General features: G+C 33.5%; 28 protein-coding genes, 1 rRNA gene and 1 other RNA gene. 11 read left to right on the top strand and 19 right to left on the bottom strand.

Features of this window, described 5'->3' with window-relative positions:
* Window positions 1-180 precede the first annotated feature (180 nt).
* Window positions 181-292: ribosomal RNA gene (gene rrf / locus Q0871_RS14875) — 5S ribosomal RNA — on the top strand.
* Window positions 293-471: 179 nt separating this feature from the next.
* Window positions 472-1,092 carry a hemolysin III family protein gene (locus Q0871_RS14870; RefSeq protein WP_299325213.1) on the top strand — a complete coding sequence of 207 codons (621 nt, stop codon included), beginning with the start codon at window positions 472-474 and terminating at the stop codon, window positions 1,090-1,092.
* A 22-nt stretch (window positions 1,093-1,114) separates the two neighbouring features.
* Here the strand turns inward: Q0871_RS14870 and Q0871_RS14865 are convergent, their stop codons facing one another.
* Both Q0871_RS14865 and Q0871_RS14860 read right to left on the bottom strand, forming a co-directional pair.
* Window positions 1,115-1,540 (bottom strand): DUF4268 domain-containing protein, encoded by a 426-nt coding sequence (locus tag Q0871_RS14865; RefSeq protein WP_299325212.1) that lies wholly within the window; start codon window positions 1,538-1,540, stop codon window positions 1,115-1,117.
* Window positions 1,541-2,074 (bottom strand): ZIP family metal transporter, encoded by a 534-nt coding sequence (locus Q0871_RS14860; protein WP_367275153.1) that lies wholly within the window; start codon window positions 2,072-2,074, stop codon window positions 1,541-1,543.
* Window positions 2,075-2,306: 232 nt separating this feature from the next.
* On the opposite strand from Q0871_RS14860, the gene Q0871_RS14855 reads away from it, so the two are divergent.
* Both Q0871_RS14855 and Q0871_RS14850 read left to right on the top strand, forming a co-directional pair.
* Window positions 2,307-3,476 carry a THUMP domain-containing protein gene (locus tag Q0871_RS14855; RefSeq protein WP_299325210.1) on the top strand — a complete coding sequence of 390 codons (1,170 nt, stop codon included), beginning with the start codon at window positions 2,307-2,309 and terminating at the stop codon, window positions 3,474-3,476.
* Window positions 3,473-3,703, top strand: a complete 231-nt coding sequence (locus Q0871_RS14850) for a hypothetical protein (RefSeq protein WP_299325209.1) — start codon at window positions 3,473-3,475, stop codon at window positions 3,701-3,703. The genes Q0871_RS14855 and Q0871_RS14850 overlap by 4 nt, the downstream gene beginning before the upstream one ends.
* Here the strand turns inward: Q0871_RS14850 and Q0871_RS14845 are convergent.
* The 4 genes from Q0871_RS14845 to Q0871_RS14830 form a co-directional block, all read right to left on the bottom strand.
* The gene (locus Q0871_RS14845; protein WP_299325208.1) at window positions 3,698-4,483 is read right to left on the bottom strand and encodes a DUF6048 family protein; all 786 of its coding nucleotides are present in this window, start codon (window positions 4,481-4,483) and stop codon (window positions 3,698-3,700) included. The two genes, Q0871_RS14850 and Q0871_RS14845, sit on opposite strands and share 6 nt — an antisense overlap.
* Window positions 4,464-4,970, bottom strand: a complete 507-nt coding sequence (locus Q0871_RS14840) for a DUF6452 family protein (RefSeq protein ID WP_299325207.1) — start codon at window positions 4,968-4,970, stop codon at window positions 4,464-4,466. The genes Q0871_RS14845 and Q0871_RS14840 overlap by 20 nt, the downstream gene beginning before the upstream one ends.
* A gap of 1 nt (window position 4,971) precedes the next feature.
* Window positions 4,972-6,384: a 23S rRNA (uracil(1939)-C(5))-methyltransferase RlmD gene (gene rlmD / locus Q0871_RS14835; protein ID WP_299325206.1), complete on the bottom strand. Its 1,413-nt coding sequence runs from the start codon at window positions 6,382-6,384 to the stop codon at window positions 4,972-4,974.
* A gap of 184 nt (window positions 6,385-6,568) precedes the next feature.
* Complete coding sequence (locus Q0871_RS14830) at window positions 6,569-7,741, bottom strand: mechanosensitive ion channel (RefSeq protein ID WP_299325205.1); 1,173 nt, start codon at window positions 7,739-7,741, stop codon at window positions 6,569-6,571.
* A gap of 247 nt (window positions 7,742-7,988) precedes the next feature.
* Here Q0871_RS14830 and rocD point away from each other — a divergent pair, with 247 nt between their 5' ends.
* Entirely contained in the window at window positions 7,989-9,269 is a 1,281-nt protein-coding gene (rocD, locus tag Q0871_RS14825) for an ornithine--oxo-acid transaminase (protein WP_299325204.1), read from the top strand.
* Window positions 9,270-9,320: 51 nt separating this feature from the next.
* Here rocD and Q0871_RS14820 read toward each other — a convergent pair whose 3' ends face one another.
* From Q0871_RS14820 to Q0871_RS14810, 3 genes are read right to left on the bottom strand one after another with little or no spacing between them, the layout of a single operon-like run.
* Window positions 9,321-9,632, bottom strand: coding sequence for a CCC motif membrane protein (locus tag Q0871_RS14820; RefSeq protein ID WP_299325203.1), 312 nt, complete (start codon window positions 9,630-9,632; stop codon window positions 9,321-9,323).
* 4 nt (window positions 9,633-9,636) lie between these two features.
* Window positions 9,637-9,963, bottom strand: coding sequence for a CCC motif membrane protein (locus Q0871_RS14815; RefSeq protein WP_299325202.1), 327 nt, complete (start codon window positions 9,961-9,963; stop codon window positions 9,637-9,639).
* An 18-nt stretch (window positions 9,964-9,981) separates the two neighbouring features.
* Window positions 9,982-10,242: a DUF2752 domain-containing protein gene (locus Q0871_RS14810; protein WP_299325220.1), complete on the bottom strand. Its 261-nt coding sequence runs from the start codon at window positions 10,240-10,242 to the stop codon at window positions 9,982-9,984.
* Window positions 10,243-10,346: 104 nt separating this feature from the next.
* On the opposite strand from Q0871_RS14810, the gene Q0871_RS14805 reads away from it, so the two are divergent.
* On the top strand, window positions 10,347-10,889 hold the full coding sequence (locus Q0871_RS14805) for a Smr/MutS family protein (RefSeq protein ID WP_299325201.1): 543 nt from the start codon (window positions 10,347-10,349) through the stop codon (window positions 10,887-10,889).
* 1 nt (window position 10,890) lies between these two features.
* On the opposite strand, the gene Q0871_RS14800 is transcribed toward Q0871_RS14805, so the two are convergent.
* The gene (locus Q0871_RS14800) at window positions 10,891-11,397 is read right to left on the bottom strand and encodes a hypothetical protein (RefSeq protein ID WP_299325200.1); all 507 of its coding nucleotides are present in this window, start codon (window positions 11,395-11,397) and stop codon (window positions 10,891-10,893) included.
* Between the two features lie 104 nt (window positions 11,398-11,501).
* Between Q0871_RS14800 and Q0871_RS14795 the strand changes: the two genes are divergently transcribed.
* Window positions 11,502-12,647 (top strand): cysteine desulfurase family protein, encoded by a 1,146-nt coding sequence (locus tag Q0871_RS14795; RefSeq protein ID WP_299325199.1) that lies wholly within the window; start codon window positions 11,502-11,504, stop codon window positions 12,645-12,647.
* Here the strand turns inward: Q0871_RS14795 and Q0871_RS14790 are convergent, their stop codons facing one another.
* Genes Q0871_RS14790 through Q0871_RS14780 form a run of 3 tightly spaced genes read right to left on the bottom strand, consistent with a single transcriptional unit; the run spans window position 12,648 to window position 17,470 of the window.
* The gene (locus tag Q0871_RS14790) at window positions 12,648-13,298 is read right to left on the bottom strand and encodes a hypothetical protein (RefSeq protein WP_299325198.1); all 651 of its coding nucleotides are present in this window, start codon (window positions 13,296-13,298) and stop codon (window positions 12,648-12,650) included. It lies immediately after the preceding gene.
* 9 nt (window positions 13,299-13,307) lie between these two features.
* On the bottom strand, window positions 13,308-15,773 hold the full coding sequence (locus Q0871_RS14785) for a carboxypeptidase-like regulatory domain-containing protein (RefSeq protein WP_299325197.1): 2,466 nt from the start codon (window positions 15,771-15,773) through the stop codon (window positions 13,308-13,310).
* 5 nt (window positions 15,774-15,778) lie between these two features.
* Window positions 15,779-17,470, bottom strand: a complete 1,692-nt coding sequence (locus tag Q0871_RS14780; protein WP_299325196.1) for a M23 family metallopeptidase — start codon at window positions 17,468-17,470, stop codon at window positions 15,779-15,781.
* A gap of 193 nt (window positions 17,471-17,663) precedes the next feature.
* Between Q0871_RS14780 and Q0871_RS14775 the strand changes: the two genes are divergently transcribed.
* The 4 genes from Q0871_RS14775 (at window position 17,664) to rny (ending at window position 20,049) form a co-directional block, all read left to right on the top strand.
* Complete coding sequence (locus tag Q0871_RS14775; RefSeq protein ID WP_299325195.1) at window positions 17,664-17,954, top strand: hypothetical protein; 291 nt, start codon at window positions 17,664-17,666, stop codon at window positions 17,952-17,954.
* Window positions 17,955-17,967: 13 nt separating this feature from the next.
* The gene (locus tag Q0871_RS14770) at window positions 17,968-18,264 is read left to right on the top strand and encodes a cell division protein ZapA (protein WP_299325194.1); all 297 of its coding nucleotides are present in this window, start codon (window positions 17,968-17,970) and stop codon (window positions 18,262-18,264) included.
* A 56-nt stretch (window positions 18,265-18,320) separates the two neighbouring features.
* A non-coding RNA gene (gene ssrS, locus Q0871_RS14765) (6S RNA) lies at window positions 18,321-18,431 on the top strand.
* 49 nt (window positions 18,432-18,480) lie between these two features.
* Window positions 18,481-20,049: a ribonuclease Y gene (gene rny / locus Q0871_RS14760; RefSeq protein WP_299325193.1), complete on the top strand. Its 1,569-nt coding sequence runs from the start codon at window positions 18,481-18,483 to the stop codon at window positions 20,047-20,049.
* Between the two features lie 48 nt (window positions 20,050-20,097).
* On the opposite strand, the gene Q0871_RS14755 is transcribed toward rny, so the two are convergent.
* From Q0871_RS14755 to Q0871_RS14730, 6 genes are all read right to left on the bottom strand, one after another.
* The gene (locus Q0871_RS14755; RefSeq protein WP_299325192.1) at window positions 20,098-20,418 is read right to left on the bottom strand and encodes a hypothetical protein; all 321 of its coding nucleotides are present in this window, start codon (window positions 20,416-20,418) and stop codon (window positions 20,098-20,100) included.
* Between the two features lie 14 nt (window positions 20,419-20,432).
* On the bottom strand, window positions 20,433-21,644 hold the full coding sequence (locus tag Q0871_RS14750) for a GAF domain-containing sensor histidine kinase (protein ID WP_299325191.1): 1,212 nt from the start codon (window positions 21,642-21,644) through the stop codon (window positions 20,433-20,435).
* Between the two features lie 155 nt (window positions 21,645-21,799).
* On the bottom strand, window positions 21,800-23,818 hold the full coding sequence (locus tag Q0871_RS14745; RefSeq protein WP_299325190.1) for a DUF349 domain-containing protein: 2,019 nt from the start codon (window positions 23,816-23,818) through the stop codon (window positions 21,800-21,802).
* 148 nt (window positions 23,819-23,966) lie between these two features.
* Window positions 23,967-24,719 carry a shikimate dehydrogenase gene (locus Q0871_RS14740; protein WP_299325189.1) on the bottom strand — a complete coding sequence of 251 codons (753 nt, stop codon included), beginning with the start codon at window positions 24,717-24,719 and terminating at the stop codon, window positions 23,967-23,969.
* On the bottom strand, window positions 24,691-25,710 hold the full coding sequence (locus tag Q0871_RS14735; protein WP_299325188.1) for a DUF368 domain-containing protein: 1,020 nt from the start codon (window positions 25,708-25,710) through the stop codon (window positions 24,691-24,693). The genes Q0871_RS14740 and Q0871_RS14735 overlap by 29 nt, the downstream gene beginning before the upstream one ends.
* A 13-nt stretch (window positions 25,711-25,723) precedes the next feature.
* Window positions 25,724-26,638, bottom strand: a complete 915-nt coding sequence (locus Q0871_RS14730; RefSeq protein ID WP_299325187.1) for a DUF368 domain-containing protein — start codon at window positions 26,636-26,638, stop codon at window positions 25,724-25,726.
* Window positions 26,639-26,649: the final 11 nt, after the last annotated feature.

Below are 26,649 nucleotides of genomic sequence, written 5' to 3'. Positions count from 1 at the left end.
AGGCTTGCGCATACGTACGTCCCGTTCTTTGGAACGGGGCGGACGACGATCTTTACTTCTTTCTTTTTATTACGAAATATATTTAATATTATAAGTGCTTCTTTCCTTTATAGGATCCTGTTCCATTGATGTCAACGATATTGCGGCGGAGGCCGCGGTCGGGATAGCCCGATCTAAAACTTAGGTGGCCATGGCGACGGGGCCCACCCCTTACCATTCCGAACAGGGAAGTTAAGACCGTTTGCGCCGATGGTACTGCTATACCAAGTGGGAGAGTAGGTAGCCGCCTTTTTCGAAAGCCCTTTACAGTAATGTAAGGGGCTTTTTTTATACCATAAAATCAAGGTTGGGATTAATACTCAAATCTCTTGTTCTATTTTTGTACTAAACTTCATAAGTATAATCATTTAATTGAATGGTTGATTAATCAATTGTTCGATATATTAAGTACATATTTAAATGCCTTATTTCATGTCATTAGAGAAAGAAGAAAAGTTCAATACCATTTCTCATGGTATTGGTGCATTATTAGCTATTGTAGGTATGGTGTTGCTGATTCAGGAAAATAATCATAAATCTGAGTATGCAACCTGGGGAATAGTTATATATAGTTTGTCATTAATTAGCATGTTATCAGTATCGACGATATATCATGCAGTCGATAATAAAGTATGGAAACTTAGAATGAGAATTCTAGACCACATAAATATCTATTATTTAATAGCAGGGACGTATACACCTGTTGCTTTAATAACACTTATAAATGGAAATGGATGGTTAATTTTCTTTGCTGTGTGGGGTATTGCTAGTGTAGGGACTATTTTAAAGCTTTTTTTTACAGGTAAATTTGAAATTATTTCATTATTACTTTATCTGGCAATGGGATGGTTAATAGTATTTGATTTTCAAAACTTAGTAGATAATACTTCTGAGTTAGGAATTCAATTGCTGATGTTAGGCGGAGCTTTCTATACTATAGGTATTATATTCTATGTGGTAAGAAGAATACCCTACAACCATTTTATTTGGCATCTTTTTGTTCTAGCTGGTGCAATTTGTCATTGGTTTTTTATCTATTTGGACGTTGTTTAAGGGGTTTTCGTTGTTTTGTGAACTAACAATCTATAATATCTTTATATTCTTCGTAAAATGATTCTATTTTATACATAGAAGTATTTAAGAACTGCATGGTTTCTCTCCAAGTGTTTTTATTGTGAATAGAAACATTTTTGATGTGAACGTAAACCCTTGAAATATCTTTTTGGTTATCTAGTATAAAGAAGTCTTCATAAATGGCTTCAGGAAGATATTCATCTATTAATATTGATTTTAGAGCTACAAGTTTGTTCCAAACCTTAACACGTTGTTCAATATCTGAATCTACATCAATAGAAACCATTGCCATTTTTAAATCAAAATGAAACTTAAAGGACAGTCCTTTTACTTTGGTTTTATATAAGGTCCATTTATTTGGAAATGATTTTCCAAAAGCAATCCAAAATTCTTCACGTAATTTTCTTGAGTCTTCTTTACTGAACATTTATAAAAAATATGCGATTGTTATCCCTAGTATAATTACTAGTAACTTTCTTAAATTGAATTTATGATCTTCAGAGCTTTCAAATAATATCACGGTGGAAATATGCAAAAACACTCCTATTACTAAAGCGTGTAAATAGACTCCGTACGTGGATAATAAATCAATAGCATGTGATAAATAGGTGCCTAAGGGTGTCATTATGGAAAATAAAACCATAAACAGCCCAGCATGTATTGGCTTAATATTAGAGCCTAAAAGGAAAATACTTAATATAATAGCTATAGGAATCTTGTGAATTAGAATACCATATATGATAGTATCATTAGTGCCTATAGGAATACCTTCGAGTAGTGAATGAATACATAGACTGATAAATAGTAACCACGGAAAATTTTGACTCTCTTTTGATATATGAACATGACCGTGTTCAGCTCCTTTAGAGAAGAATTCTAAAAATATTTGAAACAATATCCCTAACATTATAAAAACTCCAATGGACTTTGAATTAATAGTTGAATAAACTTCAGGTAGCATTTCAAAAATTGTAAGCGCTAAAAGAAATGCGCCACTGAATGCTAGTAAAAGTTTAAAGGATTCATTTTTTTGTGGCTTAGTGATTAAGACAAAAAGAAAACTAATTAGCACTCCCAGAATAGGTAAAATATAAATCATGTAGATGCTGATAAACCTTTTAAAAAAGGAAATAGGTCATTAATTAAACAGGCGTCAAAATTAGCGTATTTTTGCGGTACGAGAAAAGATGAATATGGGTAATAATTTTAAAATGGTTGCTAAGACCTTATTTGGTTTTGAGGAACTACTTTCTAAAGAACTTAGAAATTTAGGAGCTAGTAATGTAGTAGAGGGAACCAGAAATGTATCATTTGAAGGAGATACTGGTTTTATGTACAAAGCTAATCTGTGTTTAAGAACAGCAATTAAAATTATAAAACCTATACATTCGTTTCGTGTTAGAGATGAAAATGATTTGTACAAGAAAATTTATGCAATGGATTGGACAGAATATCTTTCTGTTAGCGAAACCTTTGCTATAGATGCTACCGTGAACTCTGAGCAGTTTACACATTCTTTATATGTATCTCAAAAGACCAAAGATGCGATAGTTGATAAATTTAGAGAAACTGATGGTACAAGACCAGATGTAGACGTTAAGGATCCAGATCTTCGTATAAATATTCATATTCATAATAATGAGTGTAATGTGTCGCTAGATAGTTCTGGTTATTCATTACATAAAAGAGGTTACCGTACAGCTACGAATATTGCACCTATAAATGAAGTTTTAGCTTCAGGGTTGTTATTGTTGAGTGGATGGGACGGTCAATCTGACTTTCTAGATCCTATGTGTGGTAGTGGTACAATGTTAACAGAGGCAGCTATGATTGCGTGTAATATACCAGCGAATATTAATAGAAAGAGTTTTGCCTTTGAGAAATGGACAGATTTTGATGCCGATTTATTTGAGAAAATTATTGATTCTAGCTTAAAGAAAACTAGAGAGTTTCATTATAAAATTATTGGGTATGATAAAGCGCCTTCTGCTGTTAGAAAGGCTCAAGACAATATAGAAAATGCAAATCTTGAAGATTATATTACTGTAGAAAGAAAAGACTTTTTTAAAACTGATAAACAAACAGAAGGTACTTTGCATATGTGCTTTAACCCGCCTTATGGAGAACGTTTGGATATTGATTTGGAAAACTTTTATAGTGCTATTGGTGATACTTTAAAACAAGGTTACCCGGGTACCAATGCTTGGTTTATAACCAGTAATCTGCCAGCTTTAAAGTTTGTAGGATTAAGACCTTCTCGAAAAATAAAAGTATTTAACAGCCATTTAGAGTCTCGCTTAGTTAAGTATGAAATGTATGAAGGTAGTAAGAAAGCGAAGTATCAAAAAAATACAGAAGAATGAAACTAAAGCACAAAGTTCTAATCTATAATTTTCTAAGTTTTGCAGTGTTGTTTGTTTTATTTCGTTACATTTTATACGTTACTGTAACTATGAATTCTCTTTATTTATCTGCTATCGCCGCTATTAGCGCTTCTTTTTTAGCACCTAAATTTGCTGTAACTAAAATAGACGGTGTGGAGAAAATTGTAATGAAATGGATTTTTATAAAGGGCTTTAAAATTTTATAGGCGTTCTTTTGGTTTTGGTGGACCTTGTGGTTCACTAGATAATTCAGTCTTTTTCTTAATCTTATTTTTCTTTTTATAAAGCGGTAAGAAATATGAAATACTGTAGTTATATCCAATCCCGAAATTACTATCCCAAGTTACTTTGTTAAAACCAGGTACCCAGAGATTTGGAAAGCGTTCGTCTTCTTTTTGACTTAAAATAAGACCTAAGCGAATACTTGCTCCCATATATAAATTAGATACTATTTCAAATTTAGTACCAAAAATGGCTTCTAACCATGTGGCTGAAAGACCTGAGAATTTCTCAGGTACATCAGAACCGTTAGAGAATCCGTCTGGACTCCAATACCTATTTGTATCGAAGTATTGATAATTATTAAGTGTATTGTCGAAAGTACTAAATGCCAATCGCCCACCCATATAAATTAAGTTTTGCTCACCGTACCAGTTTGCATATGTATTTTTGTTTACACCTAATTTTATATAATTACCCGAGGTGGTGAAGTTATATAGGTCTTCTTGTCTCGTTTTCTCTTCTGTACCTAATTCTGCAGCCAAATATAAATTTTGGGTCAATCTATAATCAGCTACTATTTCAAAACCTTTGTAATTGTCATCTAAAGCACCGGTGATAATTCTACTTAAATCAATACCCAAACCTAAGCCATATGACTGTTTGTACTCAACAGTATCTTTTGGGTTTAGATCAATAGGCTTGCTTTGGCTAAATACCGAACAAGTAATTAAAAGGAATAAAAGATTAATGAAATATCTTGACATGTGTAGAATCTGAGTTAGTGACTAACGATTGTGTTATTTCGATATCTTGAATCCAATTATCGGAATCTGCGGTTGCATTTGCATCTAATTCATCATAGTTAACTACAAAACCACAACCACGAGATAGAAAGTCTTCAATTCTTGAATATGAAAAATTAATGGTGTCAACGTTACCTGTTTCTGCTCCGTCATCATTGGCAGCAGAGTTCTTTATCAATATAAAGCTAGTAGTGTTCTCGTCTGTTTTTAACGGTATTGATATAGTACTTAAAATGCTGCGGTCTGTAACTGTATTAACGGTAACTGTTTGCCCAACACCTACAACTCTTAAAGTTGGAACCTCTTTTAAGGTAGCTGTATCTGCAATATCATAAAATTCTATGACCAGTAGGGGAGTGTCACCTTCTACGCATATATCATCTTTTTCGCATGATGATGCGAACATAATCCCCAGAAAAATTAATAATCCGATTTGAAATCTCCTCATTTTAAACTTTCTTTTCTAAAAGTACAATATTTTCTACGTGATGGGTCTGCGGAAACATATCTACAGGCTGAACTTTGGTAATATCATACATCTCTTTCATTAGCTCTAAATCTCTTGCCTGTGTTGCACTATTGCAGCTCACGTAGACTACTTTTTTAGGAGCGATATTTAATATTTGCTGTACTACATCTTTATGCATGCCATCGCGTGGAGGATCGGTAATAATAACATCTGGTACACCATTCTGCGCAATAAACTGTTCGTTGAAAACATTTTTCATATCGCCAACAAAGAAATCAACGTTTTCAATTTCGTTTCGCTCTGCATTTGCCTTGGCATCTAAAATTGCTTCAGGTACCGATTCTATACCTACTACTTTTTTAGCTTTTTTAGAAACGAATTGTGCAATAGTACCTGTACCTGTGTACAAATCATACACTAATTCATCACCTTTTAAATCGGCAAAATTTCTGGTAATTTTATACAACTCATATGCTTGTTCTGAATTTGTTTGATAAAAGGATTTTGCATTGATCTTGAATTTCAACCCTTCCATTTCTTCAAAAATATGGTCTCTACCAGCAAAACAGATAATTTCTTGATCGTAAATAGTATCGTTCTGTTTTGGGTTGATAACGTATAATAAAGAAGTAATCTCTGGGAAAGTTGTCGAAAGATGATTTAAGAGTAATTCCCTTTTCTCTTTGTCGTTTTCAAAAAACTGTACCAATATCATTATTTCACCAATAGATGATGTACGTATCATTAAAGTACGCAGCATGCCATATTGATTTCTTGGATTAAAAAAGGTTAATCCGTTCTCCGTAGCAAATCTTTTGGTTTCTAATCGTATTGCGTTTGATGGGTCTTTTTGCAAGTGACATTTTTTAATGTCCAAAATCTTGTCCCACATGCCTGGTATATGAAAACCTAAGGCATTTCTATCTTCAATTTGATTATCAGACTTAACTTCTTCAAGGGTTAACCAACGACTATCAGAAAAAGAAAATTCCATTTTATTTCTGTAGAAGTATTGTTGTTCTGAGCCAAGAATAGGTGTAAGCTCGGGCAAATCTAAATGACCTATTCTTTTTAGATTATTCTCTACTTCTTTTTGCTTGTAAAAAAGTTGGTGTTCATAGCCCATATCTTGCCACTTGCAGCCTCCACAAACATTAAAATGCTGACAAACCGGATCTACTCTTTTATCTGAAAGACTATGAAAGTTGATAGCAGTTCCTTCAAAATATGCTTTTCTTTTTTTTGTAGTTTGTACATCTACCACGTCGCCAGGTACGGTGTTATTTAAGAAAATAACCCTACCATCAGGAGCTTTACCAATAGTTTTACCTTTTGCAGCAGCATCGGTTACCATTACATTTTCAAAAACTACTCGCTTTGTCTTTTTTCGCATGTGGCAAAAGTAAGCATCCGTTGGCATTTATAATAACTATTAAACATAGTAGACCTGTTATATTTAGTTAAAAAAGTTAGTTTATTAAGGTAGTGGAGGAGTGATTTGTTTTATGAAAATAAAAAAGTCCGGAAACCTTTGATTTAAGATTTCCGGACTTTAAAAAGTTAAATAGTTTTTGCTACTATTTAGTTTTATTGAATTTATTTAAAATTCTTTCCATTTGTTTACCAGCAGCTTCTCTACCACCAAGTCCAAATGATAAAGCAATCGTTACAGCAATGGTACCTAATGTAATACCAAAAGCCATATTTATAATTTCATCGCCAATACCCATTGTTTTAAGACCCATTGCCAAGAAAATAGCTAAAATGCACATTCTTACAATTGAAGCAACAAAAAGACTGTTTTCATCTTTAGCCATTGCTTTGTGGGCTGTAGAGGCTATCCAATTTCCTATGATTAAAATTATTAATCCGAAAAGAATATTTCCAGAAACACCTACTAAAGTGTCTAGTACATTGGTAAGTTTTTCAAATTCTAATTTTTCTAATGCAGTGGTAATTCCGAAAAGAACAATGAAAAAGTAAACAACATTACCTAAAAGTTTAGCAAGGTTTGTATTCGACGATAAGCTACTTAAATTCATTCTACTAACAATACCATCTAAATTTAAACTCTCTAATAAGTCTGTAACCAAGCCTGCAACAAATTTACCTCCGATAACGAAGATTAAAAGAATAAGTACAGCAACAATTATTTTTGGAATAGCATTAAAGAACTGTTCTAGCATATGAGTAGCTGGTACAGAAATTGCATCCATATTTAAAATATTTAGAGCCGTTATCAATAATGGTATAAATATAAAAATGAAAACAACTTTTTTAAGTATGTTCACTAAATCTAAATTCTCTGGTAGTTTTAATTTAGGTACAAAGCTTTGTATTGTTTCGCCAGAAAGACCAACTAGTTCAGAAACTATGGTAGCTAGCATATAACCGATATAGCCTACTAAACCTGCACCAACTATATTAGGTATGTAATCTGTAAAGCCATTTAATAAATTTTTGACTGGGTCTAATACACTTGTCATGCCCAATTTTTCTAAAGCAAGCATGAAAACAAAAATCATGATAAAGAAGTATACAAGTTTTCCTATAAAGGAAGAAAGTACAACTTTGCCCGAGCCTAGTTTACTATCGATATTGGTTCGTTTAATTAATTTGGTAATAAGCCTTTTTAGAAATCCGGCAATAAACCATCCTATAAGAAGGATTAGTATTGCGCCGATTGTAGTGGGTAAAAAATCGCCAACTGAATTTGAAAGGCTAGACATCATGTTCTCTAAATAATTCATAGTGTTCTTTTTATAATAAATTGGTTGTATTTATTAGGACACAAATTTTTGTTAAAGGTCACATTTTATCGTAGTTCATAGGTTCTTTTAGGTTTTATAGTAGTTCAAAAAAAATATTTATTATGTTTGTAATTCTACAGGATGATTTCTCTCCCACGCTGAATTTTCGCCCCGATAACTTTTCGGGATTTGAAAGGAAAAAGGTATAGAAGGAATTGCTAAAGTTTTATTTAAAGTAATTTTTATCATGTCAATTTTAGAAAACATCACTTCTAAAGATGCAATCGCATTAGAAGAAAAACACGGAGCTCACAATTACCACCCATTACCTGTTGTATTAAGCAAAGGCGAAGGTGTTTATGTTTGGGATGTGGAAGGGAAAAAGTATTATGATTTTCTTTCTGCATACTCCGCAGTAAACCAAGGTCATTGTCACCCGAAAATTGTAAATGCTATGACGGAACAGGCAAAAACGTTGTCTTTGACCTCTAGAGCATTTTATAATGATATGCTGGGGAAGTATGAGAAATATGCTACAGAAACTTTTCATTTCGATAAGCTTTTACCAATGAACACTGGTGCAGAGGCTGTTGAGACCGCTCTAAAAATTTGTAGAAAATGGGCGTATGAAAAGAAAGGTATTGCAGAGAATGCTGCTGAAATAGTTGTTTGTGAAAATAATTTTCATGGTCGTACAACTACCATTATTTCTTTTTCAAATGATCCTGTTGCCCGTAAGAATTTTGGTCCTTATACTGACGGATTCATAAAAATAGAATATGATAACCTTAAGGCATTAGAAGATGTTTTAAAGTCTAATAGCAATGTTGCAGGCTTTTTAGTGGAACCTATTCAAGGTGAAGCAGGAGTTTATGTGCCTTCTGAAGGTTATTTAAGCGGAGCTAAAGCATTATGTGAAAAGTATAATGTATTGTTTATTGCAGATGAAGTACAAACAGGTATTGCTAGAACAGGTCGTTTACTGGCAACTTGTGGTAATTGTTCTTGTTCTGATAAGCATTGTAGTGGTACACCTGAGATAAAACCTGATATTTTAATATTAGGTAAAGCATTGTCTGGTGGTGCTTACCCGGTTTCTGCTGTTTTGGCGAATGATACCATTATGAATGTGATACGACCAGGAAACCATGGTAGTACTTTTGGGGGTAACCCAATTGCTGCAGCTGTTGGTATGGCTGCTTTAGAAGTTGTAAAAGACGAGAAGCTTGCAGAAAATGCTTTTGAATTGGGAGAGCTTTTTAGAGCAGAACTAAATAAGTTTATAGTGACTACAGATTTGGTAAATAGTGTTCGTGGTAAAGGTCTTTTAAATGCAATACTTATTAATGACAGTGAAGATAGTTCTACTGCATGGGATATTTGTATGGCGTTAAAAGAAAACGGATTACTAGCAAAACCAACGCACGGTAATATTATAAGATTTGCGCCACCATTGGTGATGACAAAAGAACAGCTTTTAGATTGTGTTTCTATTATTGTAAAAACACTAAAAGAGTTTAAAAACTAGGAATAAAAAATCCCCGATGTAAATCGGGGATTTTTTTTGATTATTGTTTTCTTATTGAAAATCGGCGGTCATAAAGAAAGCCATTATCAATCCGAAATATAGAATACAAAACACTAAATATATTAGGGCTAAAGCTAGACCTACATAAGAGAGAATTCTTCCCGTACTAATATTTTCATATCCTCTATAATTACCAGGATTAGCCTCATAATGTCTCTTTGCTGTTTTAGCATTGCTTAAACCGATAAAACTGAATATGGCACCGAAAGGACCACAGCAGAAAAGGGTTAGTACAATAGATAAAATGCCAAAAGTTAATGCGTTACTAGAACCTGGTATTTGTTGGTACTCTAAATTGTTCATTTAATTATTGAGAGTATTGTTCAGTCATTATTTGAACTTGTTCCATATATGCTTCCCATCCACCAATACTCATGATACCGTAGATTGAATATGCTAAATAAAGAATACCAATAACTAATACTATTATTGAAACTGTTTTAGTTGTTTTTAAGGTGCTATAATTAGAATAATTTTCAGGATTCTCTTTATATGATTTTTCGTCTTTCGTAGTTAAGAAATAAGCAATACCACCAAAGATGATTCCAGGTAATCCACCAAAGCAGCAGCATACAAATCCTAAAATAGCCAGCACTAATGCTATCGTTACATTGGGTAATTTTTGTTGTTCCATAATTTAAAGGTTTAGTTATTAGATAAATTTTAATATATAATTGGTTAATATAAAACCTACGGTACTTACCATAAGCGTAATTGTAATTGTGTTCGAATGTTTAATAGGGTATAGCTTATTAAGTCCTAAAAAGCCAAAAAGCAACAACATTGGGTAGATAGCTGGGTACATTAAAAAAGCTGAAATAAACTCGCCCTTTATTAAAAATAATAGTGAACGCTGTAACCCACAGCCAGGGCAATCTACCCCTAATAACTGTTTGGTAAAACAGGGTAGCATGAAACTTTCTAATCCCAGAAAAATAATTAATGCTTTAACGCGCATCTGTAAATAAATTAATAGTCCGAAAATTACCATTATTTTTGTGTATTCAAAACAAAAACATGTCTCATTTTAATATTGGCGATACCGTAGAAACAATTGATGATGTCATTAAAGGCGTTGTTGAATCTATTAATGGTACTAATATTACAATGTTAAGTGACGATGGTTTTCCATTAACATTCGCAGCTCATGAACTCGTTTTAATTGCTGATGATATTAGAGTTTCTAATTATGAAATCGCTCAAATAAAAAAGGAAAAGGAAATACCTAAACGTAGAAAGGCAACAGTATTAAGGGCTAAAGAACGTACAGCGCCCAAAATGGAAGTTGATTTGCATATCAATCAACTAATGAAAAACCCTAAATCGGTAAGTAAGTATGATATGCTCAACTTACAGTTAGATACTGCTAAACGTCAGTTAGATTTTGCCATTAGTAAAAGAATACAGAAAATTGTATTTATACATGGTGTAGGTGAGGGTGTATTAAAAGAAGAACTAGGTTATCTATTTCGAAAGTACGACAACGTTAAATATTACGATGCCGATTATCAAAAATATGGATTAGGGGCTACCGAAGTCTATATTTTTCAGAATTTTTAAATTACTCTATACTTGTAGTTACAGTACCAAACTCACTTATTTGTAAATCTGTAATTCTACTGCCGTTTTCATTTAAAAAAGTAATACCACTTAGTTGAATGGTATGGCTGTATGTAATATTGTCTTCAGTAGTGGTCGTTACAAAAATAGTACCTGCCTCTGCCTCAATTTCTTCTAAAACAGTTGGTGTAAGTGGTGGTGGTGAATCACAAAAATAACTACTACTAACGGTCTCAGAGAAAATACGATAGGTAATTTGAGAACTTCCAGGAACTAGACTTTCAATTTCAGTAGATGAAACTTCATTTTTTAATAGTTCACTAGGAAGATTTAATATTAAGGCTTCGTCGTCGTTTATTTTGAACAATACATTTTCGGTCGTGGCAGAAACATCATTACAACTTTGGACTGTTTCTATACTATCAAAATCTACGGTTTCTATTTGTAGGTCACCATCGTTACATCCAAAGAACAAAATCGAACAACCAATTAAGAGGTATTTTTTCATAATTCAAATTTAATTTAAAAATTGGAAATCTGTCTCTAGCATCACTGTCAATTATGGGTTAATTAACTATTTTTGTTCATTATTTATTTTAAGAGTAGGCTTATATGAAACATGTATATTTAGATAATGCAGCCACTACGCAAATTCACCCTAATGTTATTGCAAAAATGCAAGATGCATTAGGCACTTATGGTAACCCTTCTTCTACCCATAGTTTTGGTAGAACAGCAAAGACAGCTATTGAAAGTGCGCGTAAAACTATAGCTAAGTATATTAATGCACAACCTTCAGAAATTATTTTCACCTCTGGTGGTACCGAGGCAGATAATATGATTATTAGATGTGCCGTTCGAGATTTAGATGTAAAAACTATTATTACTACTAGAATTGAGCACCATGCAGTTTTACATACCGTAGAAGAATTAGAACAAAAGGGTTTAATTCAATTATTATATGTGGATTTGGATGAGTATGGTAATCCAGATATAGCGCATCTAGAAATCCTTTTACAGAAAGACGATTCTAAGAAGTTGGTTAGCTTAATGCATGTAAATAATGAAATTGGAAATAAAATAGACCTAGAAGAGATTACACTGTTGTCTAAGAAATACGGAGCTTTAGTACATTCAGATACCGTACAATCTCTAGGACATTATAATTGGGATGTAAAAGAATTTCCTATTGATTTCTTAGCAGCTGCAGCACATAAATTTCATGGACCTAAAGGAATTGGTTTTGCTTTTATTCGTAAGAATTCAGGCTTAAGCTGTATGATATCTGGTGGTTCGCAAGAACGTGGACTTAGAGCAGGTACCGAGTCTTTTCATAATATCGTTGGTCTTGAAGAAGCTTTTATACATGCTTACGAGAATTTAGATGAAGACAAGAAATTTGTTGAGGGGTTAAAATCTTACTTTATCGAGCAGATTAATATAGAAATACCAGAAGCCAAATTTAATGGACATTCGGGTGATTTAGTTAAAAGTACGTATACTTTAGTGAATGTTTGTTTGCCTATTTCTGAAGCTAAATCAATGCTGCTTTTGTTCAATTTAGATATGAAAGGTATTGCGTGTTCTAAGGGTAGTGCATGCCAGTCTGGTAGTGATGCAGGTTCTCACGTACTTACACAAGTGTTATCTGCAGAAGATATGAAAAAGCCGTCTGTACGCTTTTCATTTTCTACGTATAATACCAAAGAAGATATCGATTATACGATTGGTGTTTTAAAAGATATTATAGAGGCGTAATTAATTTTTACGGTCACGTTTGCGCTCTCTCTCATAAGGGAATTTTCTTATGGCCAGCTTCATCATACGATCAATAAGGTCGGTGGTGTTTTTGCCGGTTTTCTTATTAATTTCCTTTTCGTATTTCCATAGTAATTTACCAGAATCACCATCGCTTATTTTAATACCAATACGACCATAATTAGCACCACCAGAAAAGTAATCTGTAAAACTGAATTCTGTAGGTACACCGTTAGATAGTAATATGTTTAAATCTAAAGTACCACTGATAATACCATCTACCCCTAAAATTTCACTTAGCTCTTTGGTGGTATACACATCAATATTGTCATAGCTAATATTATTCTTTGCTAGTATAGCAGTTGTATTTTCAATGTTTTGAAAGGTTACCGGTAACTTTTTCTTTTTACTACGTTTAGAGAAATACGTTTCTAATGCATTTTGTACAGCATAACCTTCGTTCTCTTCCAGCCTTTTTTGCTCAGACTTAGAGACTTTTTCATTCAAGTCTAAATTGGTCAAGAAAGGTATAATGGCTAAAATATTATGATCAGCGCTCAAGGCATCAAAACTTGGACTTTCATAAATGTTTTTCTGAGCCATAACGGCGAAAGAAGAAATAAGTGCTAGTAAGAAAAGTATTCTTTTCATTTGTAATTTTTAAAGGCGTAATCCTAATTTTAAATTTAATACTCTAGACGTAAGGTAATTTGGTACAGCATATTCATTTTTGCTGTCTGCATCTCTCACCCAAGTATTGGTAATTGAATTCTGATTGTTGAATAAATTGAAAATTTCAAAACCTAAACTCAATTCTTTAAAATTATAAAGCCAATGTGTTCTTGAAAATTGTTTATCCTTATTTGCAAAAATATAGGAAATTCCTAAATCTGCACGTTTATAATCTCTTAATCTATTCTGAAAAATGTACGGGTCTGCATAACTGGGCGAACCACCAGGCACACCCGTTTGATAAACCAAATTTAAATACATTTTTACATTTGGTATTGTAGGTATGTAATCTTGAAAAAGAATAGCGAATTTTACGCGTTGATCTGTAGGCCGAGGTATGTAGCCTCTATTATTTCTATTCTCCTCGGTTTTTAAATACCCTAGACTTACCCAAGATTCTGTGCCAGGTACAAAGGCACCGTTTAATCTAACTTCTGCACCATAGACATACGCTTCTGTATCATTATTAGCAGCGTAACGAATGCGAACATCTTCTAAGGTATATGGATTTACATTTTCTAATTTCTTGTAATATGCTTCGCTAATAAGTGTAAAAGGTCTATCCCATAGCAGAAAACTATACTCATTTCCCGCAACTAGATGAAAAGCTTTTTGTGCCCTTACGTTAGGTTGTATAGTACCTGTGTTATCACGTAATTCTCGGTAAAAAGGAGGTTGATGATAAACTCCGGCAGATAGTCGAAATAGCATATCCTTATCCCATTCGGGCTTTATAGCGAATTGTGCACGCGGACTAAATACGGTTTGTGATACTTTTTCTACGCCAGTACCGCTCACCGTCCAATGATGAGATCGAACACCAATATTATAGTATACATCTGCATTTTTCCATGTTTTTTGGGTGCCCAATTGAACAAAGCCAGAAAACCGATTCGTTTTTACAAAGTTTAGAGCATTTAAACCAGTATATGCTTCTAATGGTGCAACAAAAGGTTCAGAAGGCTGATTGTTTATGAATTCTGGTCGTGGGGGTCTAATAGAAAATCCGGCGGAGTCAATAAACTCAGATTCTCGCAACTGATCTCGTATGTCTTCATGGGTATATTTTGCTCCCCATTCTAATACAGAATTATTCATGGTGTGAGAACCTTTGTGTTCTAAATTGAAGATTAGTGCATCTAAATCATTTCTTGTTCGATTAAATTGAGAGCCTATTCCGCGAGATGTTAATACCTCGCCAGCCGTATCGCTCCCTAAATTGCTATCAACATGACCAAGCTCATAGGCTGCTACAACATCTGAATATTCTTCTTCAATGGTATGGTAAATAGAAGATATAAGTTTTAAAGTGGTCTTTTCATTTAAAAAGTAACTGCCTTTTAAAGCACCTAATGCGGTAGTGTATTTGTTGTTTTCTTGCCCTTCATAATACACTACTAATGCCTGCGGGTTGTCTATGGTGCCAAAATTAGTCTGTCTATTTAACGGTTCATTTTTATAATCGTTAACAGCTAAATTACCTAGAAAATTAAGTTGAAACTTTGGCGAAAAGCGGTACGTCAAATAACTTTGAACATCTGTAAATGCCGGATTAAAATTGCTTTGCGTTTGCTGACTATTAACCAAAAGGGAGTTATTTCTATAACGAACACCAGATACAGAACTTAACTTTTGATTTTTAGAAACCGTTTCTAAGCTAGCACTTGCGCCAAGAAAACTTGCATCTGCCCTAAGAGAAAATAGGGTAGGGGTCTTATATTTAATATCTAATACGGAAGCTAACTTATCGCCATACTTCGCTTGAAAACCACCGGCTGAAAACTTGACATTCTGTACTAGGTCGCTATTTACAAAGCTCAAACCTTCTTGTTGTGCTGAACGAATTAAAAATGGTCTGTACACTTCTATTTCGTTTACATATACCAAATTTTCATCGTAATTGCCACCACGTACAGCATATTGTGTACTTAATTCGTTGTTAGAAGATACACCGGGTAATAGCTTCAATATCGTTTCTACTCCGGAATTTGCACCTGGTATCTTTCTGATTTTTTCTGGAGATATGTTTAAAATATTGCTGACTTCTTTTTCGCCAGTGGCAGAAACGGTAACTCCGTCTATCTGGGTAACATTACTTTTTAAAACAGGATTGAACTCAAATGTTTCATTCGTGTTTAATATGATATTTTCCAAAACAACATCTAAATAAGCAATATGAGAGAAAACTATAGTGTTCTCTTCATCTGAGGTAATCTCTAAAATGTAAAAACCGTCAGAATTTGTTGTGGTACCTAAGCCTTTACTCGTAATATTTACATTTGGTAAGGGCTCATTACCTTCTCCTAGTACTACACCTGAAATAGTAGCGTTCTGTGCAAAACCAATGGCGCTGCACAGCAGTAGTATCAGGCTTAGAACGTTAGGTAGTTTCAAATGTATTATTTTCTATAAAAAGAGGTGGTTAGGGTGTTGGTATTCCCTACATTATCTGTAACGGTAACTTCAAGAACACATTGCGTTTGGTCTGCAATCTTATCATCAAAATTATAGGTCAAGGTATTGCGTTTAGGCTCGTATTCCATCAAAATCCATTCGCCATTTAATGTAGCAGAATATTTATCGACACCACTTAAGTCATCAGCTATCTGTACACTCAGATATTTATAATTGTTTAACCATTGCTTGTCTTTAAAATTCTTAGTTCTAATAGTGGGTGCAACAGAATCTTTAGCTAAAGTGTATGTACCTAAATTACGTGTTCGCGTTGTAAATTCATTGCCACGTTTATAGGTGTTCGCATGGTTTGGTCTAAGTTTAGAATCTAACCTAGCTATGAATAATTGTTTTTGTTCTTCTTTTGTATATTTAGAAACATCAAAAGTTATTGTAAAATTTCTATGTGCCGGTACTGTGTTACGATGAATGGTTACGGTGTCTTTTCCCTTCTTTAAATCGATGTAAAAATCTTCATAAAAAGTATTAGTTGGAAAATAAACTTTCGCACCACCTAAATCAAAATTATTAGGTTTTTTTGCAATCACGTAATTGTCGGTTTTCGCTATTACTTTTTTGTTACCCAATAAATTCTTTACGCCTTCAACGGGTATATGAAGCTCTACCTTATTACCAGCGTAATCTTTGATCAATAATTTGGCAGTATAACTTAAACCTTCGTTTATTTTTATTTTACCGTCATTATATAAATCTTTATAAATACTCAGGTTATTGCCCGGTGATTTAAAACTTTTCTGAATTTTTTGTCTATTTCTACCATAATAATCATAGTCAACGAGCGTATTTATATATCTAGTCTCACCAAAAGAAAATGACTCAAAATCGTACAAGGAATATATTTTTCCATTGACACTAAGTTCAACACTATATACTCCGTTTTTATTAGCGGCCATATCTAGCCTATCAAAACCAATAAAACCGACTCCAATATCACCTAGCGCGGTAACTTTATCCGCTAAAAATGAACCATCAGTCTGTTTACTGAAATTTATTTGTGTTCTTTCGTAATTATTATTGACATGAGATTTATCTGTCAAAGGATAAACAAATAATTTTTCTAGGATAGGATTTGTAGCATCGGCAACATCTAAACCATACATTAAAGGGTTGGTCGGTTTTTCAGAAATACTACTTCTAATTTCAAAATGTAAATGCGGACCAGCAGAACCACCAGTATTACCGCTATATGCAATTAATTCACCTTTTGATACCTTCAATTCTCCGTAATCAGGAAAAACCTCTACTTCAAACGACTTTTTATTGTATTGTAATTTTTTGATATACGCTTCAATAGTAGGTGAGAACTTCTGAAGATGGCCATAAACCGAAGTATAGCCATTTGGGTGAGCTATGTAAAGAACTTTACCGTAGCCCCAAAGAGAAACCTTAATACGGGTAATGGTGCCATCGCCAATAGCATTTATTGGAATACCTTCTCGCTGCTGTGTTTTGATATCAACACCAGAATGAAAGTGGTTTGAACGTAGCTCGCCAAAAGTACCCGCTAAAATAATGGGGATGTCCATTGGTGGTCCAAAAGCATCTTTCGGATAATTTTCTTGAGCGAATAGACTAAAACAAAATAATAATAAAAGACCAAGGGATATTTTTTTCATAGGTAGATAGCAATAGTGCGAAAATAATTAATCAATAACAATTCGGTGAAGTTGAGGACGCTAAAATTATTATAAAGAGTTTATTGTAATGTATTCTGAAATTTAGAACGACAGTTTTACGAATATTTCATAAAACTATTGCTAAGTCATGTAATGTATGTTAACTTTGTGTAAATCGCATTGATTGTAATGTATGGGCGAGTTAATTAAAATTGTTGATTCTTTAGAAAATAAAATTAGCAAATTGTTGCATAAACTTGAGGTTTTAAACAATGCTAATATTGAATTGGAAAAAGAATTAATGAATATAAAATCTTCACAAGAAAATGCCAGTAAAACGGTGTCTGAATGGGAAGACAAATATAATTCACTCAAACTTGCAAATTCAATGCTTGGCAGTAATACAAATAAAACAGAAGCTAAGCTTAAAATAAATACATTAATACGAGAGTTGGACCATTGTATAGCTCAATTGTCGGAGTAATGTTTATAATAATATGTCAGAAAAGCTCAAAATAAAACTTTCTATTGCTGATAGGGTCTACCCATTGACTATTGACCCTGCTCAGGAAGAAGGCTTGCGTAAAGCGGCTAAGAATATAGAACAGTTGGCTAAAAAATTTGAGAAGAATTATGCAGTTAGAGACAAACAAGATGTTTTGGCTATGTGTGCCTTACAATTTGCGTCTAAAATTGAACAAAATGGCATAGAGCAAACAGAAGGTACCAAAGAAGCTGAAGAGCGTTTACAAGCGCTAGAAGATTTGGTAACATCTAAATTAGCTTTGAAATAAAAACGTTCTTTTAAATACATTAAGTTACTGCCCACATTGGTAATACCTTTTGACAAACTCAACATTTATTTTTTTTAAAAAGGGTGAGTTTAGATTGTAAAAGCAAGCCCTACTTGTATAGGGATCCTTGATCAGTCTGTTAGCCCTAAACCTGTTTACCGGAGTTTGATCAAAACTTCTCCAATGTGGGCTTTTTTTTTATTAATAAATTACACTATGGATAGTACAATGATAATTATTGCCGCAATAGTTGGGCTGGCAATCGGTTTTGCAATAGCAAAGTTTTTGGAAAAAGGGAAAGCCTCTAAAACCATAATAAACGCAAAAAAAGACGCTGAACGCATATTAAAAGATGCAAATGCAGAGGGAGAGAGTGTCAAGAAAGAAAAGATTTTACAAGCGAAAGAGAAGTTTTTAGAATTAAAAGCTGAGCATGAGAAGGTTATTAATAGTAAAGACAGAAAGATAAACGAAGCAGAGAAGCGTACTAGAGATAAGGAGTCTCAAGTGAGTAGTGAACTTGCCAAAAACAAGAACATGAACTCTCAGTTAGATAATAAACTGAAAGACGTAGAGCAGAAAAAAGAACTTTTTGACAAACGTCATGAGGAGTTGGATAAAATGCATAAAAGCCAAATTCAACAATTAGAAGTTATCTCTGGTCTTTCTGCAGATGAAGCTAAAAATCAATTAGTACAAAGTTTGAAAGAAACGGCTAAGACTGATGCCATGGCTTACATTCAATCTACTGTTGAAGAATCTAAACTTACAGCACAACAAGAAGCACGTAAAATTATAATTAACACAATACAGAGAATTGGTACAGAAGAAGCAGTAGAGAACTGTGTTTCTGTATTTAATATTGAGTCTGATGATGTTAAAGGTAGAATTATTGGTAGAGAAGGTAGAAACATTAGAGCTTTAGAAGCTGCTACAGGCGTTGAGATTATTGTTGATGATACACCAGAAGCAATTATACTTTCTTGTTTTGATTCTGTTAGAAGAGAGGTTGCAAGACTTTCGCTTCATAAGTTAGTAACAGATGGTAGAATTCACCCTGCAAGAATAGAAGAGATTGTTAAGAAGACCGAAAAACAAATAGAGGCAGAAATCGTAGAAATAGGTAAACGTACTGTTATTGACTTAGGTATTCATGGTTTGCACCCTGAATTAATACGTGCAGTTGGTAGAATGAAGTACAGGTCATCTTACGGTCAAAACTTGTTGCAACACTCAAGAGAAGTAGCAAAACTTTGTGGTGTTATGGCTTCTGAATTAGGATTGAATCCTAAAATCGCTAAACGTGCCGGACTTTTACATGATATTGGTAAAGTGCCGAATACTGAAAATGAAATTGAAACGCCACACGCTATTTTAGGTATGCAGTGGGCCGAGAAGTTTGGTGAAAAACCAGAGGTATGTAATGCCATCGGTGCTCACCACGATGAAATTGAAATGAAAACTTTAATAGCACCAATAGTACAGGTTTGTGATGCCATTAGTGGTGCAAGACCAGGAGCAAGAAGACAGGTATTAGATTCTTATATTCAGCGTTTAAAAGACCTTGAAGAGGTTGCATTCGGTTTTAGTGGTGTACAGAAGGCTTACGCGATTCAAGCGGGTAGAGAGCTTCGTGTAATCGTTGAGAGCGAGAAGGTTAATGATGATAGAGCTGCTCAATTATCTTTTGAGATTTCTCAGAAAATACAGACAGATATGACTTATCCTGGTCAGGTGAAAGTTACTGTAATACGTGAGACAAGAGCTGTCAATGTAGCAAAGTAATTTTAGTTTATAGTATTAAATTAAAGCCTCTATTTATAGAGGCTTTTTTTATGTTTTATCCAGAGAATTAATCCATTTTAATAACTTTTCTTCTTCTAAACTTGATAAGTTGTTCTTTCTGCCTTTTGGCATCTTCTTCTTTATAAAAACTTGATATTCTATTGCTTTAGCTAAGCCATCCATATTTTGTAATGAAAAGATGGTTCTGTTCTTTTTTACGGAATGACAAAAATTACATTTTGTATGCAACACTAAATAAGCGCTTTGTTTTGTCGTATTAGTTTGAGGTTCTAGTACTTGTTGTTCGTTAATAGATGGTTGAGAAATGAAATTGGTAATTACTAAAACAATCCAAATTACTGATTTCATATACTAACTAACATTTAGGAAAGGTTTTTGGAAACCGTAAAACTAAAATGTACGCCTTCTTTATTGTCTTTACGTTTGCCTATAGTAATGCTGCCTCCAAGTTTTTCTATGAGCTCTTTTATTGTTGTCAATCCAATACCGGTATCTTTAGTGTCTTCTGTACCTAGCTTTTCAAATAAGACGAAAACCTTTTCCCAGTATTTTTCAGGTATTCCTGGACCGTTATCTTCAAAAGTGAAAGAATAAAAGTTTTGATATTCACTGAATGATACGTTTATTTTAATATCTGATTTATCAGTAAACTTGATACTGTTAGATATTAAATCTCTAAATATTTGGTCAAAACTATTTAAAGAATGTTTTATGTTGTGATCGCAATTTTCTAAATGTAATTGTACTGTATCGTGACCAGATTGTGTGTTGAACACATGCTGTAATTCTTTTGAAACATTAAAATTTTCAACTCTTATATCTGCATTGGTTATAGCGTTGTAATTGATAATCCCATTAATTAAAGATTCCATATATTCAACTCTATTGTCTATAATACCTAAGTAATTCGGTATTTCAGTATCCTTAACGAATTCGGCGTAATCTTCTTTAATAAACCCAACAACAGAACTAATACCTAATAATGGGGTTTTCATATCATGTGCCATTCGATATGATAACTGTTTTAGTTGATTATTCTTTATTCGTAATTCTTCATTTACAATCTTTTCCTTAATATTCTGCCTTCTAAGCTCTAGTTGAGCCATCACTTGATCGGCAAGATCCTTTAATGAAGCTTTTTGTCTTTCGGTAAATTCATTTCGTGGTTTGGTGTCTATCACACATAACGTACCTATAGATTCACCATCTTTGGTGTTTAAAGGGGCACCTGCATAAAACTGCACTGATGGACTTCCGGTTACTAATGGGTTGTCAATAAAACGTTCATCTTTATTTGCATCGTTGACAACGAATAAAGAATCTGGTGTGTTTATGGCGTGAGCACAAAATGCAAAATCTCGGGGAGTTTCTGTAGCATCTATACCATAATGCGATTTAAACCATTGCCTGCCTTCATCTATTAAAGAAACTAATGCCATAGGCGTATCGCAAATATCTGCTGCAATACGGGTTATGGCATCGTATTCTTTTTCTTCTAACGTGTCAAGAACGTTAAAGCTCTTCAAAGCTTTTAGACGTTGTTGTTCGTTTGCTGGTATTTCTGGTTTAACCATATAGAATCGATAACTAAAACCCTTTTTTAAGTAGGTATTTTTGTACGTATAAAACGTGCAAATTACCTGATTGGTATATATGTTCCTATTTTCAATTACATCAAATTATTTTCAACAAATCGATATAGTTTTAAAACTGTATTGTGATGCTAAAACTATTCTTCCGTTTTAGTTTCTTCAGATTCTTCAACATCTTCGTCTTCTTTAAGAAGTGTATTTTTTAAAATGTTTAATTTTTTCAATTTAGCTTTCCAAGCAGCCAATGATTCTTTGTGTTGGTTGACTCTTTTGATAACATCTTGTACTAACGGATTAGTTTCAGAGGCGTTAGAGAAAAACTGTAAGTTATTTTCTAACTGTCTAATTTCGTCGTTGCTTTCATCTATCTTTTTTCTGATAAATGCACGTTCATTCTGTATAGCACGTTCTTGATTGTCGTTATTGCTAAGTTGTTGAATCTTGTTACCATATTTCAACAGTTCAGATTCTTGTTTGCTAACACCACATTTTTGATAAAGCGCATCTATAATTTTATCGAACTTCTGATTGATGTTTTTCTTTTTGAAAGGAACTCTTCCATAAGTTTTCCATTCTTCAGAAAATTTCTCGATTGCCTCTAGATCTTTAGCTTTGTCGCCGCTTAACTCAAATGCCTTAAGACGGTTAAGGAATTCATCTTTTAGTTTAAAATTAGCTTCCTCTTCTTTAAATGCATCATTTTTAAGCGCATTTAATCTGTCAAAGTAGTGATTGCAGGTAGTTTTAAAATCTTTCCATAATTTGTCGGAATACTTTCTAGGAACATGCCCAATTTTTTTCCACTGACCTTGTATACGCTTCATTTCTGCAGTAGTGGCATCAAAATCGTCACTATCCTTTATTGAAACTGCAATTTCTAGTAAAGCTCTTTTTTTGTCTAAATTCTCTTGTTGGTCTTTTTTAAGGTTCTTGTAAAAGGCATTTTTATTTTGATTGAACACACGTACTGCACCCTTAAAACTGTTCCAAGTTTTAGAATTTACTTTTTGTGGTACTTGACCTGCTTTGAAAAAGGCTTCTCTAAGTTCCTCTAATTTTTTTATCTGTTGCTGTAGCGTACCATGATTGCTAGATACATTTTCACTGAGTGCACTTATTTCGGCAATAATTGCATGTTTACGTTCTAAATTTTCTTCTTTAATTTTATCAAGATTCTTAAAATAATCTTGTCTTCTTTCATGAATGATTTTTGTAGCCGCACTAAAACGGTCCCAGATTTCTTCTCTATGATCTTTACTAACCGGACCCAAATCTTCTTTCCAAATTTTGTGTAAAACCTGTAATTCTCTAAAGGCTCTATTTAAATCTGGTTCTTTTGAAAGTTCTTCGGCTCTAGCAACTATTTTACCTTTTTCCTCAAGGTTATGCTTAAAATCTAAATCTCTTAAGTCTCTATTGATATTTAAAAAATCATAAAAGATTTCTATGTGGTGGTGGTATGTTTTCCAAACATTGTTATAATCTGCACGTGGTATAGCCCCTGCATGGCGCCATTTAGCTTGTATGTCTTTGAAATTGTTATACGTAGTATTTATATCTTCTTCAACATTAACCAAGGCTTTTAGCTGTTCAATAAGATCTAATCTATAGGCAAGATTTTCTTTATGACTTTTTTCTAAACTTTTATAATGTTGGTTACGCTTGTCTCTGTATTCTGAGTATACTTCGTTGAATTGTTGTTTATCTACAGAATTATATCTGAAATCAATTTCATTACCACCGTTAGCAATAAATTCTTCTTTCTTTTCTTCTAAAAACTCATCAAATTTCTGATTGAATTCGTCTTTAATAGTGTCAACATGTTTTCTTATCGCTTGAACTTTTTCGTTCTTCACCAAGCGTTGTAATTCACCTACCAAATTTTCCATGCTCATTTCATGGTAATCTGGCATAGGTATTTCATGTCTTTTTTCGGTATCGGTATCTTCTGCGTCTTCAGCATTAGAATCGTCAATCTCATTGATTACATCAGTTTCTTCTTTAGCTTCTTTAGCATCAGTTGAAGGTTCTGCTGGTAATTCTGTTGATTCTTCAGTAGTATTAACTGTTTCTTCTGCTATATTTTCAGCAGATTCTATTACAGTATTTTCCTCTATTGAATTCTCTGGTAATTGTTGTTCTTTATCCTCAGACATATTCCTAAATTATATGCTTACAAGATAGTGACAACACTACGACTGGCAAAGTATTGATTCGTCTTTTTAGTTAAAAGGTAAAAGAGTAATCTGGTAGAAACCTATAATTTACAATGTCTTGTTAATAAATAATTTAAAGGATAGGCGGTTAACGGTTCCAGATTTCCCAAGATTTTTCTGCTTGGAACTCTAGCATTCTATGTCCGTTACAAATAGTAGCTTCATTAGCTTTGCCTGCAGATAAAAATGCAGTTTCTTCGGGATTATATATTAGATCAAAAAGAAGATGTTCTTTGCCGATTTTTGAATACGGAATTGCAGGTTTTTCTTCAATTTTAGGAAAAGTGCCTACTGGAGAGCAGTTTATGATTAAGGTATGTTCGGCTATAATATCATCGGTCAGCTCATTATAGGTATAACCATTATTTTTACCACTTCTTGAAACAAAAGAAAATGCTATGCCTAGCTCTTCAAGTACAAATGCTACAGCTTTTGACGCTCCGCCAGTACCTAATATTAGTGCTTTTCTATGGTGTTCTTTTAAATGTGGTTCCAGTGATTTTTGAAATCCGTAGGCATCAGTATTGAAGCCAATTAAACCATTCTTAGTAAATTTTATGGTATTTACGGCACCTATCTTTTTGGCCGCAATATCTATATCGTCTAAGAAAGCCATTACTTCTTCTTTATACGGAATAGTAATATTCAGCCCTTGTACATTTTCAGTGTTTTTGAAGATGGTCGGAAATTCTGAAATAGCTTGCAGATCAAAGTTTTGATACGAACAATTGTCCAAGCCCATATCTTCGAATTTTTTTTTGAAATATCCTCTTGAAAATGAATAAGAAATATCTTTACCTATTAAGCCGTAATTAGCTTTCTGTTTTTCTGTTTTTTCCATACCAATCTAAAAGTAGCAAAATACTAATACCAAATATAATACAGATAATAGCTATCCAATTTTCTACGGTGGTCATATCTGGCAGAAACCGTTCGTAGTTCATTATTATTTGTTTTCCGTTAGAATCTAAAATGCCTTCACCATCTATTCCCGTTTTAAAAATTGTCTTTTTCCATGGCCAAACAACGCCCAGCGACCCTGTTATAAACCCCAATATGGTTGCGGTAGTAACATGCTTGTAGTGTTTTAATACGAAGGTCAATACATGCGAAAGGGTAACTAGACCTGTTGCCGAACCTAAGGTAAATACGGCTAAGATTTTAAGGGTGTGTAATCTTTCTGTATTAGAAGTAAAACTAAAATCACCTACTAGTAATTCTGAGAACGTATCATATAATGCGTTTACAGAGTCTACCAGTAACAACACATAATTACCTAAAAGTATTAATATGAAGGAACCCGAAAGTCCGGGTAATGTCATTCCCGATACACTGATCATACCACATAAAAAGATGAACAGTAAGTTGTCATTTTCTTTCGCCGGACTAAGAAAACTAATGGCTACACCAACACTTAAACCTATAATGGCAGCGGTAAATGTTTTCTTTTTCCAATAATCGAAATCTTTACCTATGTAGTAGATAGAACCTAAGATCATACCGAAAAATGCAGACCACACATACAGCTCTTGCTTTACTAAAAAATAGTCTAAAATTTTTGAAATGCTAAAATAGCTTACTAGCATACCAAAAATCAGTAGTGTTAGAAAAGAACCGTTAATATACCTGTAGAAGCTTTTAAGTCTTCCGTTGACAAGAAGTTTAAAGGCTTTGCCATTTACCTTTTGAAGTGAATAAATAAATTCTTCGTAAAAACCACCCACAAATGCAACAATACCGCCAGATACACCTGGTACTTTATTGGCAGCACCCATACAAAGTCCCTTTACGACCAAGAAAAATTTATCGGTAAAGGATCGGGGTTCGCTCATGTAGGTTTTCGCTTTACTTCTTAAAAGCTGATTTTTCTAATATAAAAATAAGAGAAAAACCTATTACAGCGGCTACAATAGCAAAAGTTAATTGATTATCACCTTGAAAAGCGAAAGGCGAGATATTTTCGTCGATTATAATTTCTTTTTTACCAATCTGAATAATCTCGATAATATTCTTCCAAGGCCATATTTTATTCAATGATCCTAAGATAAACCCTGTTAAAATAGCAAGTGTTGCATCTTTATAATTGGTAAACATCCACTTTAAAACTCGAGCAAAGCTTAGAATTCCAAAAACTATTCCGAAAATGAAAGTTATTAGAATACCAAAATCTTTTTCATTTAAAGCCCCTAAAACAGTTTTGAATGATCCCATTAGAACTAAAATGAATGCTCCTGAAATCCCGGGCATTACCATTGCACAAATGGCTACAGCTCCTGATAAAAAAATGTAAGGCAGACTACCAGAACTAGTGGAAGGGGGTAGGGTAGTAATATAGAAAGCACTTGCAGTACCTATTATGAACAATACAATCGCTAACACATTCCACTTTTTAATCGATTTGGCTACGAAAATGACACTTGCTAATACCAAACCGAAAAAAAATGCCCATGTAACTATAGTGTGCTCTTCTAATAACCAGGCAATCGCTTTAGATAATGTTAAAATACTAATCATCATACCAATTGCCAATGCCAACAGGAAGTTGCCATTTAATTTCTCCCAGAACTTTTTAAAACCTTCTTCTTTTAAAACTTTTAAAGTAGTTAGGTTAACGTTATTGATCGAAGTAATGAATTCTTCGTAGATGCCTGTTACAAAAGCTATTGTGCCACCAGAAACGCCTGGTACTAATTCTGCAATACCCATTGCCATACCTTTTAGAGATATGAATGTATAATCTTTTAGTTTTCTATTGTCCATGAAATGTAGAA

The sequence above is a fragment of the uncultured Maribacter sp. genome (assembly GCF_947500985.1).
In the GTDB taxonomy this organism is placed as follows: Bacteria; Bacteroidota; Bacteroidia; order Flavobacteriales; family Flavobacteriaceae; genus Maribacter.
Note: the sequence above shows the minus strand (reverse complement) of the source record. Positions and strands in the feature narration are given on the sequence as shown.